This window comes from Paraburkholderia sp. J69-1, from assembly GCF_905220255.1.
GTDB lineage: Bacteria > Pseudomonadota > Gammaproteobacteria > Burkholderiales > Burkholderiaceae > Paraburkholderia.
Genome location: NZ_CAJMZG010000020.1, coordinates 161,148 through 177,817 on the forward strand (window position 1 = coordinate 161,148; position 16,670 = coordinate 177,817).

16 protein-coding genes are annotated in these 16,670 nt (G+C 63.7%); 9 read left to right on the plus strand and 7 right to left on the minus strand.

Annotated features, from left to right (window positions below):
* Window positions 1-191 precede the first annotated feature (191 nt).
* Window positions 192-1,481, minus strand: a complete 1,290-nt coding sequence (locus tag U5A67_RS30380; RefSeq protein ID WP_321817226.1) for a serine hydrolase — start codon at window positions 1,479-1,481, stop codon at window positions 192-194.
* 46 nt (window positions 1,482-1,527) lie between these two features.
* Window positions 1,528-3,291 (minus strand): CocE/NonD family hydrolase, encoded by a 1,764-nt coding sequence (locus U5A67_RS30385; RefSeq protein WP_321817227.1) that lies wholly within the window; start codon window positions 3,289-3,291, stop codon window positions 1,528-1,530.
* Window positions 3,292-3,539: 248 nt separating this feature from the next.
* Between U5A67_RS30385 and U5A67_RS30390 the strand changes: the two genes are divergently transcribed.
* On the plus strand, window positions 3,540-3,986 hold the full coding sequence (locus U5A67_RS30390; RefSeq protein ID WP_321959772.1) for a DUF3237 domain-containing protein: 447 nt from the start codon (window positions 3,540-3,542) through the stop codon (window positions 3,984-3,986).
* Here the strand turns inward: U5A67_RS30390 and U5A67_RS30395 are convergent.
* Window positions 3,971-5,029, minus strand: a complete 1,059-nt coding sequence (locus U5A67_RS30395; protein WP_205986791.1) for a helix-turn-helix transcriptional regulator — start codon at window positions 5,027-5,029, stop codon at window positions 3,971-3,973. The two genes, U5A67_RS30390 and U5A67_RS30395, sit on opposite strands and share 16 nt — an antisense overlap.
* Window positions 5,023-5,226 carry a hypothetical protein gene (locus U5A67_RS30400; RefSeq protein WP_321817229.1) on the minus strand — a complete coding sequence of 68 codons (204 nt, stop codon included), beginning with the start codon at window positions 5,224-5,226 and terminating at the stop codon, window positions 5,023-5,025. The genes U5A67_RS30395 and U5A67_RS30400 overlap by 7 nt, the downstream gene beginning before the upstream one ends.
* Before the next feature lie 216 nt (window positions 5,227-5,442).
* On the opposite strand from U5A67_RS30400, the gene U5A67_RS30405 reads away from it, so the two are divergent.
* The 5 genes from U5A67_RS30405 to U5A67_RS30425 all read left to right on the plus strand — a co-directional run bounded on the left by U5A67_RS30405 (window position 5,443) and on the right by U5A67_RS30425 (window position 9,933).
* Window positions 5,443-6,555 (plus strand): porin, encoded by a 1,113-nt coding sequence (locus tag U5A67_RS30405; protein ID WP_321959773.1) that lies wholly within the window; start codon window positions 5,443-5,445, stop codon window positions 6,553-6,555.
* Window positions 6,556-6,601: 46 nt separating this feature from the next.
* A complete protein-coding gene (locus U5A67_RS30410; RefSeq protein ID WP_321817231.1) occupies window positions 6,602-7,807 on the plus strand; it encodes an MFS transporter in 1,206 nt (401 codons plus the stop codon).
* A 31-nt stretch (window positions 7,808-7,838) separates the two neighbouring features.
* Window positions 7,839-8,300, plus strand: coding sequence for a DUF3237 domain-containing protein (locus tag U5A67_RS30415; protein ID WP_321817232.1), 462 nt, complete (start codon window positions 7,839-7,841; stop codon window positions 8,298-8,300).
* Between the two features lie 68 nt (window positions 8,301-8,368).
* Window positions 8,369-8,719, plus strand: coding sequence for a DUF4148 domain-containing protein (locus U5A67_RS30420; RefSeq protein WP_321817233.1), 351 nt, complete (start codon window positions 8,369-8,371; stop codon window positions 8,717-8,719).
* A gap of 95 nt (window positions 8,720-8,814) precedes the next feature.
* Window positions 8,815-9,933, plus strand: coding sequence for an MBL fold metallo-hydrolase (locus U5A67_RS30425; protein ID WP_321817234.1), 1,119 nt, complete (start codon window positions 8,815-8,817; stop codon window positions 9,931-9,933).
* Between the two features lie 500 nt (window positions 9,934-10,433).
* On the opposite strand, the gene U5A67_RS30430 is transcribed toward U5A67_RS30425, so the two are convergent.
* Window positions 10,434-11,024, minus strand: a complete 591-nt coding sequence (locus U5A67_RS30430) for a carbapenem self-resistance protein CarG family protein (RefSeq protein ID WP_205986785.1) — start codon at window positions 11,022-11,024, stop codon at window positions 10,434-10,436.
* A gap of 246 nt (window positions 11,025-11,270) precedes the next feature.
* Here U5A67_RS30430 and U5A67_RS30435 point away from each other — a divergent pair, with 246 nt between their 5' ends.
* Window positions 11,271-13,493: a TonB-dependent receptor gene (locus U5A67_RS30435; protein WP_321817235.1), complete on the plus strand. Its 2,223-nt coding sequence runs from the start codon at window positions 11,271-11,273 to the stop codon at window positions 13,491-13,493.
* An 87-nt stretch (window positions 13,494-13,580) separates the two neighbouring features.
* Here the strand turns inward: U5A67_RS30435 and U5A67_RS30440 are convergent, their stop codons facing one another.
* Together U5A67_RS30440 and U5A67_RS30445 are read right to left on the minus strand one after the other, a co-directional pair.
* Entirely contained in the window at window positions 13,581-13,907 is a 327-nt protein-coding gene (locus U5A67_RS30440; protein ID WP_205986784.1) for a hypothetical protein, read from the minus strand.
* Between the two features lie 125 nt (window positions 13,908-14,032).
* Window positions 14,033-14,863 (minus strand): alpha/beta hydrolase, encoded by an 831-nt coding sequence (locus tag U5A67_RS30445; RefSeq protein ID WP_321817236.1) that lies wholly within the window; start codon window positions 14,861-14,863, stop codon window positions 14,033-14,035.
* A 159-nt stretch (window positions 14,864-15,022) separates the two neighbouring features.
* On the opposite strand from U5A67_RS30445, the gene U5A67_RS30450 reads away from it, so the two are divergent.
* Window positions 15,023-15,970: a DMT family transporter gene (locus tag U5A67_RS30450; protein WP_321817237.1), complete on the plus strand. Its 948-nt coding sequence runs from the start codon at window positions 15,023-15,025 to the stop codon at window positions 15,968-15,970.
* A gap of 490 nt (window positions 15,971-16,460) precedes the next feature.
* The coding region (locus U5A67_RS30455) for a hypothetical protein (RefSeq protein ID WP_321959774.1) at window positions 16,461-16,670 on the plus strand (210 nt) is incomplete at its 3' end.

A 16,670-nucleotide genomic window follows, 5' to 3' on the forward strand; every position in this document is an offset into this window, starting at 1 on the left:
CGTGCCGAGCGTGCCGTGCTCGATGGCGGCAAGAAAGTAATGGAGCTGCTGGAGTGTCATAGGCTTCGCATCACATCGAGGATGCTGAGATCTGCACTCAGCGGGACGCTCCTGTCAACCGTATTCAAAAATTCGCGGGCATCGCGCTGCCATGGGGGGCTGGCTGCCTGCGCGATGTCCGCTGCGTCGCTTCAACCGCGTGCCAGATGGGCCGCGATCTGCTGCACGGCCAGCCATGTGTCGATACCGAGCAGATCGATCGCCTCGGGTGTCGACGACTGTTTGACGATCACCACGCGCGCCGCGAAATCGACCACCAGCATCTGCCCGTGCACGCCTAGCGCGACCAGTGCCTCCCCATTGCGCACATACCATTGGCTCTTGTACGACAGCCCATGGAACGGCGCGAAGTCTTCGTTGCGCGCGAATTCTTCGACGCTGCCACCGGCGAGCAGCGTGTCGATCACCGCTTGCGGCAAGACCTGACGGCCATCGACCTGACCGCGATCGAGCAGCATCTGGCCAAAGCGTGCGATATCGCGCAGCGTCGCGCTATAGCCCGCGCCCGCCACGTTGCGGCCCAGCGGGTCGGCGATAAAGTAGCCGTCGCGTTCGCAGCCGAGCGCCTGCCAGAGCCGCTCGAGCTGCACGTGGCAGGCTTCGCCGGTGGCGCGCTCGATGACCCAGGCGAGCGCTTCGGTGGTGGCCGTCACGTAGTGAAAGAAGCCGCCGTGCCCGCCGCGTTTGCGCAGGCGCGGCAGGAAGGTGTAGAGGCTGTCGAGGCCTGCGTATTCGGGCGGCAGCGGATCGCCTTCGGCGAGCGGTCCCGGCGTCAGACCGCAGGCGTAGCCGAACTGCGAGCTTTCCGAGGTGGCGTCCGCATAGTCTTCACGATAGTCGATACCCACGGCCATATCGAGCAGATGGCGCACCGTGGCGTCGCCGAATGCGCTGCCGCGCAGTTCCGGCACGTAGTCGCCGGCGAGCTTCGTATCGTCGAGACGACCATCGTGCACGGCCGCCTGACCGAGCGTGCCGATCAGCGATTTCGTCACGGAAAACATGATGTGGCGCTGCTCGGGACCATGACCGTTTGCGTAGTGCTCGTGCACGACGCTGCCGTTGGCCAGCACGAGGAAGCCGTCGGTGCAGGTGGCGGCGAGATGTTCCGCGAGCGGCACCTGTGCACCGCTCAGGCTGCGCAGCGTAAATGCGTCGAGTGCGTGCGTCGAGCGGATTTCCAGCGGATGCGCCGCGCGGGGCGCGCGCACCGTGATGGTGGGCAGCAGGCGGTCGATATGCTGGAAACCCCAGCGGTTATACGGCGCACGCATGAAATTCGAGCGCTTCACGCGCGCTTCGGGCGCGGGCGGAAAGCCGGCCATCAAGCCCTGTTCGTGCCAGCTACGCGGCGGTTCGGCACGCGCGGCGGCGTAGGCTTGCGGTATCAGGGCGACGGGATCAAACGGCGGGTTCGGCATGGTGTTCTCCAGATTGTTCAAGTCAGAATGCGGTCGATTGGGCGTGCTACTGCGCGGCCAGCGGATCGGCGCGTAGTGGCTGTTTGAGGATCGTCGCCGGGCTGGGGCGTTCGGGCGGCGCGACGACGTCCGGCAACACACCCAGCACCAGTCGCGAGGGCGGCGTGCGATCGTGCAGCACGGTCACGCGATCGGGCGTGCTAATGCTGTCGAAGCCGTAACCGCCCGTGCGGCTGGGCGTGTCCAGCCAGATGCGCAAGGCCGAGCCGCTGCGGAAGGTGTGCGAGAACGGCACGATTTCGACGCGGGCAAACACCGCCTCGTGCGGATAGAGCGGCGCGGCGGCGTCGCCGCGGTCGATGTGCCAGGGGCGTAACTCGGTGCTATGGCGCTTGTCGAGGGCGCGCAGCGACAGGCGCAGCCAGCCGCGCTGCACGTACATTTCGCGGCCGTCGGCGAGCACTTCGGTTAGCGTCACCTGAATGTCTGCGTCCGGGCCGTTTTCGAGGGATAGCCAGAGGTCGACGCTGGCCGGGCCCAGGGCGGTGAGCGAGGCGTCCAGCGGCGCGCTCGTATAGGCGAGGCTGCCGCTGCGCCAGCCGGCGGGCTGGGCGCCCCAGGCGTCGGTGTCGTCGTCGCGATTCACATCGGGGCCTGGAAGGGGAGACAGGTAGCTGCGCGATGGCGGGTTGGTGTCGTGGCCGTCGCTCAGGCGGGCGTCGCCGGAAAGCATCCAGGCGCGCGCCAGCGTATGCGGGTGGGCGTGCGGCCATCCTAGAGTCCAGCCGGGCGCGGCGCGGTCGTCGCGCGTCTTGCCTTCGCCGTGTTGATCGAAAGCGTCTTGCCATAGCTGCAGACGCGGCTGATGCGTGAATGCCTCGGGATCGCCTTTCACGAAGCGATCGTAGAACGCCAGCAATGTGCGATGAAAATGCGCGCTGCGATACATCTCGTGCCCGCCGTTCGTGCGCACGAGCCAAAGCAGATCGGCGCGCAAGGTCTCGTGATAGTAACCTTCGCGCGACAGCACGGCTTCGTCCTGCCAGGCGAGAAACGATAGCGTGGGCACCGCAATGTCGCCGGTTATCTTGCGCAGCGCGCGCTGTTCCTGCCACGCATCGCTTTGCTGGCGCGTGATGACGTAACGTGGCAGCGAATGCGCGAGGAGCGCGGCGCGATTGCGCTCGAGTTGTGCGAGGCCTTCGCGATCTTCTTCGGCGCGCGCGCTCAGTTCGACGGCATGCCAGCGATCTAGCAGATAGTCGTGCCAGTGCGAGGCGAACGCAGGCGCAAATACGCCGCCGGGTGCCCAGCTATCGCGGCGCGGATCGCCCAGCGTCGCGCCCGGCGCGATGGCGCGCAACGCCGCAGGACGCTGCGCGGCCGTGGCGAGTTGCGACATGCCTGCCCACGACCAGCCGCTCATGCCGACGGCGCCGTTGCACCAGCCCGCCGCCGCGATCTGCTCGACGACATCGCGGCCGTCTTCGCCATAGTGATGGCCGAGAAAATCGAACTGGCCTTCCGAGCAGCCGGTGCCGCGTGCACTGACGCCAACCACGGCATACCCACGCGCGACGAGCGCTTCGTCCAGTTCGATCGAAAAGGTTTCGTTGCCGTCCAGATAGGCCTTGCCGCCGAGGCTGCCGGAATCGTAGCCGCTGTATTTAAGTATGGCGGGAAAGGCTTTTTCGGTGTTCGGCAGCAGCGCGCAATAGCGCAGCCGTGTGCCGTCAGACACGGTGAAATAGCCGGTGATGCGTGTGCCCCAGAAAGTGTCGGCACTGCGCGTGAACGTATGCGTTGTCATAGGAGAAGTGGTGGGTGGACCGGGTCTTGCTGCGTGACCCACCGAGTGTATTGAGGCGGCGCGCGGTAAATAAAGATTCGCGGCACCGGCTATGCCCGCACGGCCCATTTTGCCGTTTCGGTTCTATCCTTATCAATAATCAGGCATCCGAAACATACCATCTCGGCCCATGGCTTGCCGGTTGGACCAGGTCGCGCGATTTTCCGCCTCGTATGATCGATTGCTCATGCAACCTACTTCTATCGTCTATGAATCTCACGTTCTCTTTTGAAATCCGCGTGGATATTGCGCCTTCCATCGACACGCACACGCCGCGCGGCAGCGGCGGCTTCGTGCCGATCACGGGCGGCACGGTCAGCGGCCCGGCATTCAACGGCGTCGTGCTGGGCGCCGGCGGCGACTGGTTCCATAACCTCGATGCCGAATGCTGTCATGTCGATGCCACCTATCTGCTGCGCAGCGACGACGGCGTGACCGTGCGTATCCACAACCCCGGCGTCTACGTGGCGAGCGCGGCAATCAATGCACGACTCGAGCGTGGCGAAGCCGTGCCAGGCGATGCGTATTACTTCCGCACGACGCCGCGTTTCGACGCACCCGAAGGCCGTTATGGCTGGCTCTCGCGGCGCGTCTTCGTGGCCGACGCGCGCGACGAGAATGGCCAGATCGTGATTCGCGTCTACGCGGTGGAGTAACGCGCGCTGCGCGCCGGGGTGGCGGCGTCGCGGCGCCACCGGCCGGGCGATGTGCCCGCATAGCGCTGGAACGCGTAGACGAAGCTCGATACATCGGCGAAACCGACTTTTTCGGCGATGAACGCGACCGGATGATCGCTCGTCGACAACAAGCGCATGGCGTGATCCATGCGCACGCGCGTGACGATCTCGCGCAGATTCGTGCCGTGTTCGCTGAGGTGTTTGCGCAGCGTGCGCTCGGCAATGCCCAGTTGGCGCGCGAGATCGGCTGGCCGCGCGACATCGGGCAGCGCTTTGGCCACCAGATCGCTCACGCGGCGCACGAGCGATTCGTCGGCGCGAAAGCGGCTCTGCTCATCGAGACAATACTGGTTCATCAGCGCATAGGTGCCGGGGTCGGCGAACACCGGCTCGATTTCAAGCGCATTGGCTTCGAAAACCAGCTCGGTCTGGCCGTCGTGAAATACCACCGGGCAGCCAATGGCCGATTCGAACAGTTCGCGCGATTGCGCCAGATGCGCTTCGCGCCGCACGCGCACTTCGCGCAGGAAGCGCGCGTCGGTGCCCACGATATAGCGGCAGAGCGTGGCCATCGATATCAGCGAAACATCCATGAAAAAGCGTTCGACCACGCTCGCGTGGTCTTCGGGCAGGAAGCGCCAGATGGCGTCCTGTGCGTCGAATTCCACCGCGACGTGGCTGCCCACGAGCGAGAAGTAGCGCACATGGGTTTCGAACGCCTCGCGTAGCGTGGGCGCGCACATCATCGCAAAACCCAGCACTCCGAAACTCGATGGCTTGCCGAATTGCGCGCCCGCGTAAATGCCGGCCTGATCGGAAAAGCCGCGCGCCAGACCATTGGCGAGCAGGCGCGCTTCCTGCCAGTCGCGCACCACGCGCGAAGTGTCGCTCAGGAGCGAGCGTGTGAGATGCGTGCCTTCGAGCAGGACTTCGCCGGAGGTGTCGTCGGCTTGCAGGATCGACAACATTTTGAGCACATCGGCGGCGGACGAGCGGCTCGCCCGGCGGGTTCGTTTCAGCATCGTTCGATCCAGAGTTTTTTGACGGCTTCGTGAATCAGCATAGCGGCCAGCCAGCCTGGAAATGTGCCATTTCGGCATCGAGTTTGTAAATACGGCACAAAAAAACATTGCGCGTCCGTGCGGCGTTCTCGCTGGCGGCGCTGTCCATTAACGTGTTTTCCCGAGGTTTGCGGGCGTTGCGGGTTGCCGGCGTTCATGGTTTTCCCGCATGCCGCCAGGCGTCGCCGTACCACGCACGGAAATTACGACCGCACACGCCCATCGCTTGCCGCGTCTGGAAATTGGCGCACTCAGGCCGACCGAATAATCGGCAACCGGAACACAGGCCGATGTCATCGCATCGGCCCGCGCGTCGCAGCAACGCGAACGTGCAGTTCGATCCTGACACGAACCACTTTCATGAATGGGCAAACATGGGAAGCAGACGCAAGGTACGGGGAGGAGCAGGTTGGGTGGTCGCGGCAACGTGCATGGTCGCGGGGCCGTGCGCTCACGCGGAAGTGACGTTGTACGGCAATCTCGACGTGTCGGTGGACAACTTCCGCACGTCGGGCGCGCCCTCGGGCAACATCAAATCGACCACGGCGATGACGTCGAATATCTCGGACATCGGCATGCGCGGCTCGGAAGATCTGGGCGATGGCGTGAAGGCGATATTCCAGATCAACGGCATCGTCGATGTGAATAGCGGCAGCGGCTCGCTGGTGGACGGCGACAGTTATGTGGGGCTTTCTTCGGCAAGCTATGGCCAGTTGACGCTCGGACGTGGCCACACGCCGCTGATGCGCTCGACCGTATTGCTCGATCCTTTCGGCGACGGCTGGTACGGCGCGGTGGCCGCCTACGACAACATCATCGGCAGCAGCCAGGGGCTGACGGGCGGCGGCGGATATCCGTGGGACGTGGTGCAGTCGAACGCGATCCAGTATCAGACGCCCACGGTGTATGGCGCGGCGGGCTGGCTTTATGTGGGCTTTTCCAACAGCACCACGGCCAAAACGGTTTCGGTCGTGAGCGCGGCCGTGAACTATCTGTCGAACGGACTCTATCTGAGCTACGCGTTCGAACAGCACAACGGCTGGCTGCTGGGCGAAGGCGTGGGGTTCACCACGCCCGCAACGAGTTCGACCGATACCGATCATCGTATCGGCATGGGGTATCGCTTTGGCTCGAATCAGCTTTCGGCAATTGTCGAGCGGATGAGTTACGAACAGAACCACAACGAAAGCCTCAATCACTGGTCGATGCTGCTCGGTTATCTGCGATTCGTGGGGCCGCATGTGTTTCGCGCGTCGTATATCAAGGCGTGGTCGGAGTCGGGCAGACCGGATTCGGGCGCGCAGCAATTTGCGCTGGGATATGGCTACAACCTCTCGAAGCGCACGCAGGTCTATACGGCGATTTCGTATCTCGACAACCAGAAGCAGGCCAATTACAACCCGCTCTCGATGATTCTGAACGGCGCGTATACGCCCGCTGGCGGCCGCGCCGTGCTGTATTCGGTCGGCATTCACCATGACTTCTGATTCGATGTCGTGAATCATATGGATAACTAAGGAGAGTATTTTGGAAATGAAAACGACGCTCGAACCGCACGAAGGCGCGGCGCTCGACGCCACGCGCTATTCGGGCTGGACGCTGATGTCCATCATCATCCTCGGCGCGATCATTTCGCTGCCGGGCTTGATTGCCCCAGCGCTGGCCGTACAACTCGCGCAGCAGTTGGGACTGAGCGCTTCGCAGATCGGCGCGTACTTTTTTATCGAGTTGATGGCGTTCAGTTCGGCCGCCTTGCCCGCGCAGTTCTGGATGGGGCGTTTCGACGAACGGCGCGTGGCGCGGGTGGCGGCGGTGGTGTTCGTGGTGGCCAATTGCGTTACGGCGGCCATGCCGTTTCATCTGGGCGAGTTGCTGGCGCTGCGCTTCGTGGCGGGACTTGCGGGCGGCACGCTCGGTTTGCTGTGCATGACGAGCGCGGGCATGAGTCCGAATCCGGATCGCGCATTTGGTTTGTGGATTGTCGGGCAACTGGTTGCTGGCGCAATCGGTTTGTATTTTCTGCCGCAGCTGTTTGCTGTTTTCGGCCTTAAAAGCCTGTTTCTGTGTGTGGCGGCGCTGACCACGCTGGCGTTGCCGCTATGCGGCGCGTTCAGCAGCCGCTTGACGAAACCGGTGCGACGCCCGCGCGGTGCGGGTCGCGTACGACAAGCGGGTGCGCCGGGACGCGATGGCCGCTTTGCTCTGCTGGTAGTGAGCGCGGTGTGCGTGTTCTACCTCGCGATTGGCGCGGTCTGGTCGTTCTCCTCGCGTGCGGCGGCGGGTGCGGGACTGGATCCGATTCTCTCGGGAAAGATCCTTTCGATTGCGACGCTGATGGGGATTGCCGGCGCGATGACCGCTTCGGTGATCGGCGGGCGCGGCAGTCGCCGGCTGATTCTGGGCCTGGGTTACGGCCTGCTGATCGCCGCGCTGGTGGGGCTGTGTACAGGCCCGCATCTGGCCGGTTACGCCGTGTCCGTGTTCGCCTTCAAGTTCGCGTGGACGTTCGTGATTCCATTCGTGTTCGCCGTCGCGGCGAAAGAGGACGCGAGCGGGCGGCTGACTTCGGCGGTGGGTTTCATCACGGGCGTGGCGCTGGCGGTGGGGCCGCTCGTAGCAGGCGTGCTGCTCGACCATGGCGTGAGCTACGGCGCGTTGTGCGGCGGCGCGGCGGTGCTGTGCGCAATCTCGTTCCTCTGCATGCTGCTGGCCAACCGGCGCCTTGCCGGTGCGGCTTGATGCGATCGACCCGAAGCTACGCGAGGCAATCATGACAGCAGGACGAACGCTGCAAAGCGAATGGTGCATGCGCATCGACGTGCAATGCGGTGAGCCGCAGATGCTGGGCAGGACGCCGGGTGGTCAGCGCATCAATTTCCCGATCGTATCGGGCAGATTCGAAGGCGCGTCGATGTCGGGCGTGGTGCTGCCCAGCGGTTCCGACTTTTATCTGGAACGCGCCGATGGCGTGGGCGTGCTCGACGCGCGTTACACGCTGCAGACACGTGAAGGTACGCTGATCAACGTGTGTAATCGCGGTTTGCTCGTGATCGAGCGTTCGGCAGGGCCGGGCGTGTGGCCGTTGCCGCCCGAAGCGTACCGGTGCCGCTGCACGCCAGTTTTCGACGCTCCCGACGGCGAGTGCGACTGGCTCAATCGATCCGTGTTCGCAGGCACGATCGGCTATCCGGCCGTGGGCGAGGTCGTGGTGGACGTCTGGCGGCTGACCTGAATGCCGGATTGACGCGCTTCAAACTTAACTCGTTGCATACACAACCAGAACGACAGGAGAGGTGACCCATGCGCTTTTCTATCCGCAAGCCGATATGCGTGCTGACGCTCGCCGCGAGTCTGTGCGGCGCGGCCGCTGGCGCTAGCGCGCAGGACGGCGCGAGCACGCCAGCAGACGCGGAAATCGCGTCGAATGCCGCGCCGCTGACCAAAGCCGAACAAAGAAAGCAGGCCCGCGCGCAACGCAAGGCGGCGCGTAAGGCGGCGCGCGCGAAAAACGTCGCCGAACTGAACAAGCTCAAAGGGGCGGGCTACATCGCCGGTGGCGGACGCGATCTGGATTACCCGCAGAATATTCAGAAGGCGCAACAAAAAGAACTGAAAGAACAGAAAGCCGCGTCGGGCGCCGCAAGCCACTAGCCGCAGCGCCATCGACCCCACTATTTACACCCGGCAGTTTACTTTCTTATGGGATAAACTACACTGCATAGTCTACTTTCTGACGGAAGCCTTCCATGGCATCGATCCCTGATTTTCTCCGCCACGCCCTCGGTCTGAGCGCTGCGAACCGCTCGCGCGCCTTGTCGGGCGGCTCGCCGCAACATGACGGCGAGCGCTTTCGCAACGTGCAGCCGCGTCCGCAGGAAGGGCTGAAGAAGAGCCTCGGCATCATCTGGAATGTGCTGTTCCGCAAGCCGTCCGGCACCGTGCCGTCGGGCGCGCTGCCGATTCAGGCGCTCAGCCGCGCCGATCTGGACGCCGCGCCCGACCGCAGCCTCTACCGGCTCGGCCACTCCACCTTGCTGCTCAAACTGCGCGGCGGCTACTGGATCACCGACCCGGTGTTCGGCGAACGCGCCTCGCCGTTCAAGCGGCTCGGCCCGAAGCGTTTTCACGCGCCGCCGATCGCGCTGGCCGATCTGCCGCCCTTGCGCGGCGTGATCCTCTCGCACGATCACTACGATCACCTCGACCGCGAAACGGTGCTCGCGCTGGCCGCCACCACCGAAGTGTTCCTCACGCCGCTGGGTGTGGGCGACCGCCTGATCGAATGGGGTATCGACGCGAAGAAGGTGCGCCAGCTCGACTGGTGGCAGAGCGCGCAGATCGACGGCATCACGCTGACGGCCGCGCCCGCGCAGCATTTCTCGGGGCGCAGCCTGTTCGATGGCAACCGTACGCTGTGGGCCTCGTGGGCGATCGCCGACGACGATCTGCGTATCTTCTTCAGCGGCGATACTGGCTATTCGCCGCATTTTCGCGAGATCGGCGAGCGTCTGGGGCCGTTCGACGTGACGCTGATGGAAACCGGCGCGTATGACCCGCAGTGGCCGTATGTGCATATGCAGCCTGAGGAAACGGTGCAGGCACATGTCGATGTGCGCGGCCGCTGGCTGCTGCCGATTCACAACGGCACGTTCGATCTGGCGATGCATCGCTGGCAGGAGCCGTTCGAGCGCGTGACGGGGCTGGCGGTGGCGCGTGGCGTGACGCTGGCGACGCCGCGTATCGGCGCGCGTTTCGATCTGGCCGATCCGCAGCGCGGCGAGCGCTGGTGGCGTGAAGCCGAAGACGAACAACTGGCGCAAGGCGGCCGCAAGCGCGCTGGCTTGTGCCGGCAGGCGGGCGTCTGATTTCGGAATTGTCGAGATCGTAGAGGTCAAGGCGTGCGCATGGCCGGCGCATGCCACGCCGCCTTAAGAGAAATCCGCGGGACACTCCGGCACGCACGTCCAGTCCTCGCGCGCTGCGCAGGCAACCTGGGCGCAGGGCAGCGGCCACGCGTGTGCCGGTCTGGCTGGCGGATCGATTGCGCTCGATCGCAGGCTGCCGCCGGCGGTGGCCCTCGGTGGTGTTGTCGTGACGTGTAGCCGCCAGCCCGGCGCAGGTCTGCGCGGTGGCCGGCCGGTTGCGCGCCGGGCGGCTCCCCTGTGAGCGCGCGCAGCGTCAGGCTCCCGGCTGGTCACCGGCGCGTGAGTCAGCGCGCGCCAGAGTGTCCCCCGTCTTCAAGCCTGGCGTCTCTCCGTCACCAGGCGCGAGCCACGATAGCCGGTTTTTCTGCAGACGATTGACCGTGCGTCTCAGAAATCGCCGCGTCGATCGGAAAATCGCTCCATCGATGCCGGATGCGGACTCAATCCGTGCCCGCGCCGCCCTGGCCGCTGCTCGGCCCCAGATGCAGTTCATCCCGGAAAGCTTCGTTGACGTCGCAATAAGGGCGGCTCGCGATGCGCGACTTCTTCCACTCGAAATACATGCGCGGACGGCCCGCGCTGCCTTCGTCGTTGCTGGTGAGCACGTAGTAGTCGAAGCGCACCTTGGCCGGATCGGCGTAACTCTCGCCCATTTCGCGCGTGGCGGTGACGAGCGAGGTCGATTTGCCGTCGGCCGTGCTGACGAGGCGGAAGTCGCGCAGCAGACAATCGGCACCGCCGCTCACGACGATCTCCAGATGCTCGGGCCTCGCGGAATCGTGATCGAACACCGGCACGATGTTCCACGCGCCGGGCTTCGCGCCGCCATCCTGCATGTACAGCGTCACCACGTCGAAGCCGTGCGCGTTGAAGTTCTCGCGCCATGCCCGCACGGCCATCGCCCGCTGGCCTTGCAGCTTGAGCGCGGTGATGCCGTTGTTCACCGGAATCACCCGGGCGCTTTCCGTGGCGGGAGCGGCGTAGGCAACGGCGCAGAAGGCCAGAGCGAGAGCGGGCAGGACGGACTTCATGAGGGCAGCGGCCAGACGTGGGTAGGTTGAAAGGAGGGCGATTGTCCACGAAAACCGGCGCCGCGTCGCGCCTGATTCGCTGTTGATCCGTCGTGGCGGCGACGCGTGTCATTCGTACAACACTCCAACGTTCGCCGACAGAAACCTTTCAAAAAATAATGCGCTTTGCTACCATGCGGCCCGTATGGAATGAGAATACTTCTCATTGTCATTCTGGGGCGGGAGGCGCCCCGATCCCTGGCCGATATGAACAATCAACAACTCGCACGCCGCACGGAGCGCACGCTCGCCCGCCCTTTGCAGATCGCTGTCTGGCTGGCCTTTGCCGCCGCCGCACAATCCGCTTTCGCCCAATCCGCCGCCGCTGACGCGTCTGCAAACACCGCTGCCGCGCCCGCGCTTTCCGCGAGCGGCGCTTCGGCCACGAGCGGCAAGGAACAGTCGTTGCCCGCCGTCAAGGTGAGCGCCCAGAACGTGGACGACACGCCGCTGCACCTGAACACGCCCGTTTCGAACGGCGCGCTCGGCACGCGTTCGCAGATCGACACGCCGTTCTCGACGACGGTGGTGACGGGCACGGATCTGGCCGACCGCCAGGCCAACAAGCTCGGCGATGTGTTCGCGGGCGACGCCTCGGTGACCGACAACAGCAACGCCTACAGCGCGTGGGCGACCTACATCACCGTGCGCGGCCTGCCGATCGACTGGCAGAACGGCTTCAAGATCGACGGCAATCCGTTCATTTCGTACGGCATCACGATGCCTTATGAAAACCTCGAACGCGTCGAACTGCTCAAGGGCGCGGGCGGCTTCATGTACGGTTTCGCGCAGCCGGGCGGCGTGGTCAACTACGTGACCAAAAAGCCGGGCAAGGACCCGGTGACGAGTTTCGATATCGGCTATCGCATGGACGGCGTGATCAGCGAGCACGCCGATATGAGCCGCCGCTTCGGCCCGGACGGCATGTTCGGCGCGCGTATCAACTACACGCACGAACAGGGCAAAACCTATAACGCGGGCGATATCAACCGCAATTCGGTGGCGCTCGCGCTCGACGGTCAGCTCACGCGCGACCTCGACGTGTATTTCAACGCGATCTATCAGACCAGCCGTTCGAGCGGCCAGACGCCGGCGATCTACATTCCCGGCAGCTATGTGGGCACCAGCCTGCCCGCAACCATCAGCGGCGGCTCGAATCTGCTCAACAGCGCCGGGCAGCATCTGAACACGAATCTGCAGCTCTACACGGCCGGTGTGAAATATCAGATCACGCCGGACTGGAGCTTCAATACGTCGGCGAGCTATAGCAAGTCGGCGCGCGACCGTAACGAGAGCACGCTCACGCTGGCCAACCAGTCGGGCGATTACTCCGATTACCGCTGGAATGGCGACGAAGGCCATCAGGACATCTACTGGCAAGGCACCTTCGAAGGCAAGGTGAAGACCGGGCCGTTCACGCATCAGATCGTGGCCGGCGCGTCGATCCAGCATCAGACCAACGATTACAACAACGCCGCCACCACGGCGGGCGGCACGCTCGGCTCGGGCAATCTGTATGTGCAGAACCCGTACGTCTTCTACTCGGGCAGCGGCCTGGAGAAGTACCGCGCGAGCGAGATCAACCAGAAGTCGCTGTTCCTGAGCGACACGATGCAGATCACGAGCCGCTGGTCGCTGCTCGCGGGTCTGCGTTACACGAACTACGATCAGGAAACCTTCGCGGAATCGGGCGCGACGACGGCTGCTTACGGCAAGAACGGCGTCGTTACGCCGACCGTCGCGCTGATGTACAAGCTCGATCCGCTTACGACGATTTACGGCAGTTATGTCGAGTCGCTGGAAGCGGGGCAGGTTGTTTCGGATATCTACGCAAATGGTGGATCGGTGCTGAATCCGCTGCGCTCGCGTCAGTATGAAGTGGGTATCAAGACCGAGCACGAACGCTGGAGCGCGAATGCGGCGCTGTTCCGCATCGAGCGCGGCGCGTCGTATGCCAATGACCAGAACGTGCTGATGCAGGACGGCGATTCGATCTACGAAGGTATCGAGGCGGGCGGCAGCGTGCGCCTGGGCCGTAGCTGGCAGGTGGCGGGCGACATCATGCTGCTCGACACGTGGTACGCGAAGGGGCAGACGTATAACGGCAAACGCGTGGCCGGTGCGCCGCAATTCACCGCCGCCGCGCGCGTGACCTATGACGTGCCGATGGTGCCGGGCCTGCAACTGGGCGCCGACGCGAAGTACACGGGCAACACCAGCGTGCGTCCGGCCGGCGATCTGGAGACGGGCGGCTATATGCTCGTGAACGTGGGCGCGAATTACATGACGCGCATCGGCGGGCATGATGTGACGCTGCGCGCGGCCATCGACAACATCACGAACCGCCGCTACTGGATGTTCCAGTACGACAGCTATATCGCGCCGGGCGACCCGCGCACGATCAGCCTGAACGCGAAGATCGACTTCTGATCTGGGCGGATGGGTTCGACTGATTTGCCAGTCGATCGCCATGACCATGAGAGCCGCACAGCGTTTTGATGACGCTGTGTGGCTTTTTTATTTCAGCGGCTTCACCGAAGCGCTGGAAAGCCAGTAGTTCATGTTGCCATGCGGACCGGCGATCAGGACCGCGCCGGGGTTGGGCACGCCGTCGTCGGTGATAGTACAGGCGATCGTGCCGTCGGGGATCATCGTGATCTGTTGCGCGGCGCTCATGCGCGCGAGCACATCGGCGTTGAGCGGGTAGAGGTGACTGAATACGTCGTAGCTGATGGCGCCCGGGACGTCGCCGATAACCCGGACCGGCGCGCCGTGCGGACACGACTGGGCCTGTGCGGCGGTGGCAAAAACTGCAATAGCGAGCGTGAGCGTGGCTTTCTTCATTATGTGATTGATCCGGCGAATTTGCGCCCGACTGCATCACGGCATGCCGGATTCAGTCGCGAGGTCGCGAAGAGATCGGGTAAGGAGAAAGCCGCAGTTTAACGAAGAACGCGCGCAAGAGGCGTTCATTTAGCCGTCTTCTCGCCGAGGACATCGGCGAGAAAATGCAGCACGTGTGCGTTGCCGCCGCGTTCCCAGGCATCGGCATGCGTTGCGCCCGCAACGACTTCGAGACGTTTGGGCGCTTTCACGGCTTCGTAAAGCCGCGTGAACTGCGCGGGCGGAATCACGCGATCGGCGTCGCCGCCGTAGATGAGCGTGGGCGCCTGTACTGCGCCGATCTTCGCGAGATTGTCATAGCGATCGCGCACGAACGCGCGCGTGGGCAGCCAGCGGATGCGCGCGGCCGCGACATCGGCGATGCTGGTAAAGGGCGCTTCGAGCACCAGCGCGGCAAGCGGCGTTTCGCTCGCCAGTTGCACGGCGACGCCCGAGCCCAGCGAAAACCCATGCACGACGACTTCGCGCGCATGACGGGCCGCGAAAGCCAGCGCGGCGCGGCCATCGGCGTAAAGGCCCGCTTCGCTCGGCCGGCCCGGCGCGCCGTAGCCGCGATAGGCCGCAAGCAGCACGCCATAGCCCGCGTCGAGCAGCGCGTGGCCGATGTGCGCGCGCTGATCCAGATCGTCGCCGTTGCCGTGGAAAAGCACGATCGTCGCAAGCGCCGGATTGGCTGGCGGCGCGTAGTCGCAGGTCAGTTCGACGCCGTCTGCGGTGCGTACGCGGATCGTGCCGATGCGGCTGTCCTTGCTCGTTCTGGCGATGCTGCGGCGCAAGCGCTCGTGCGGATAGATCAAGCGGCCTTGCAGCCAGCCGAGCAGAAGAATCGGACCGCCGATCAGGATCGCCAGGCCGAAAAAGCCCAGCACGGCTGCGAAATAGGGAAGCTGGATCACGATGGTCCTCGCGCGCGGACGAGTCGGGACAAAAAGCAGAATACGCGCATCGACTGATCCTGGCAGTCCGTCGCTATCGGTTGTCAGTTTTGAGCTATATAACTTGATTCCGCCGAACCCATACTACGCCGATCAGAAAATAATGTCGGCGAGACAGGTATGAGAAAGCAGGTAGACGGCGCGGCCGTCGCGATCATGGTGACCTTGTGTCTCATCTGGGCCACGCAGCAAGTGGCGATCAAGGCGGTGGCCGGCGACATCACGCCGATGCTGCAGGTGGCGTTGCGCTCGGGCGGCGCGGCAGCGCTGGTATGGCTGCTCAATCGTTTCGTGTTGCGCGAGCGCTGGCTGCCGGGCATCGGGCTGCGTTCCGGTCTGGTGGTGGGCGTGTTGTTCGCGCTGGAGTTTCTCTTTGTCGCCGAAGGGCTGCGGCGGACCCATGCTTCGCATATCGCCGTGCTGTTGTATACGGCGCCGATGTTCGCGGCGATTGGCCTGCACGTGAAACTGCCCGACGAGCGTCTGGCGCGTCTGCAATGGGGCGGGATTGCGCTCGCGTTCAGCGGCATCGCGATTGCGTTCCTTGGGCCGGCGCTGATGGGCGGCGGCACGGTGCCGGGCCCGGACTGGATGCTCGGCGATTTCATGGGTTTGTGCGGCGGTGTGGCATGGGGCATGACGACGGTGGTCGTGCGCACCAGCCGGCTGAGCGACGCGCCGGCGACGCAGACGCTGTTTTGTCAGCTGGCGTGCGCGTTTGTGCTGTTGGTGCCGTTTGCGTTTATCACCGGGCAGACAGGTTTTCATCCGACCAGTTTTGCGCTGGCGAGTCTGGCGTTTCAGACGGTGGTGGTGACGTTCGTGAGCTATCTGGTGTGGTTCTGGCTGCTGCGTAAATACTTTGCCGCGCGTCTGGGCGTGCTGTCGTTCATGACGCCGATGTTTGGGGTGACGCTGGGTGTGGTGTTGCTGCATGAGCATGTCGATGCGGCGTTTCTGGCGGGGTCGGCGCTGGTGCTGGCGGGGTTGTTGATCGTCAACGGGCAGGCGGTGGTGCGGCAGATTTTTGTGCATAGGGCGAGGGTTGGGGGTGGGGCGGGGGTGTGATGTTTAGCGCGAGCCTTGCGAAGCTCGCCGCTTTCGTCTGAACTATGTTCGTATTCCGAAGCATGCAAAACGTAATCGCGTGACTAGTTTCCGAGGTTACGTTCGATCGGCATTAAAAACGTTACGTCTGTGGCGTAACACGCATTGTCGATTCATTGACATAGTCATTTGCAAACGATTTAAAGCGCCAATGCCATCAAGACATTGAGCGCTTTCTTTCACTTCTTTCTACTGTCTTTAAAGGCGCGAATCGAAATTCGATTCGCGCTTTTTTATTGGCCTGGAACTTGCAATTATCGAGCGCCCGATCCAGCCATATACGAGCACGGCGCTACAGCGTTCGGCCCGGCACACAAATCAAGGCGACGCGCGACCACGCGATGTCGGGTATCCAGTAACCGTATAGAGCAAGAACGATCAGCGGTTTCCCGGGGGCACTGATTACACCTTTGACCAATCAGGTCGCGATTTCATCGCGAAAGGACTAATCATGGCTCCCTTCAAACACACTCTTGTTGCATCGGCGAGCGCACTTCTTTGGTGGTCGCTTGCGTCCACTGCGCAGGCGGGCGACACCACGTCCACGACGCCGACCACATCGACGATTCAAAGCGGCGGCTGGCCGATCGCAGGCGGGTCCGGGCCGGGCTACGCGTGGGCGGAAGGCTCGCTTCCGGGTAACGGATGGGGATTTTCGGGC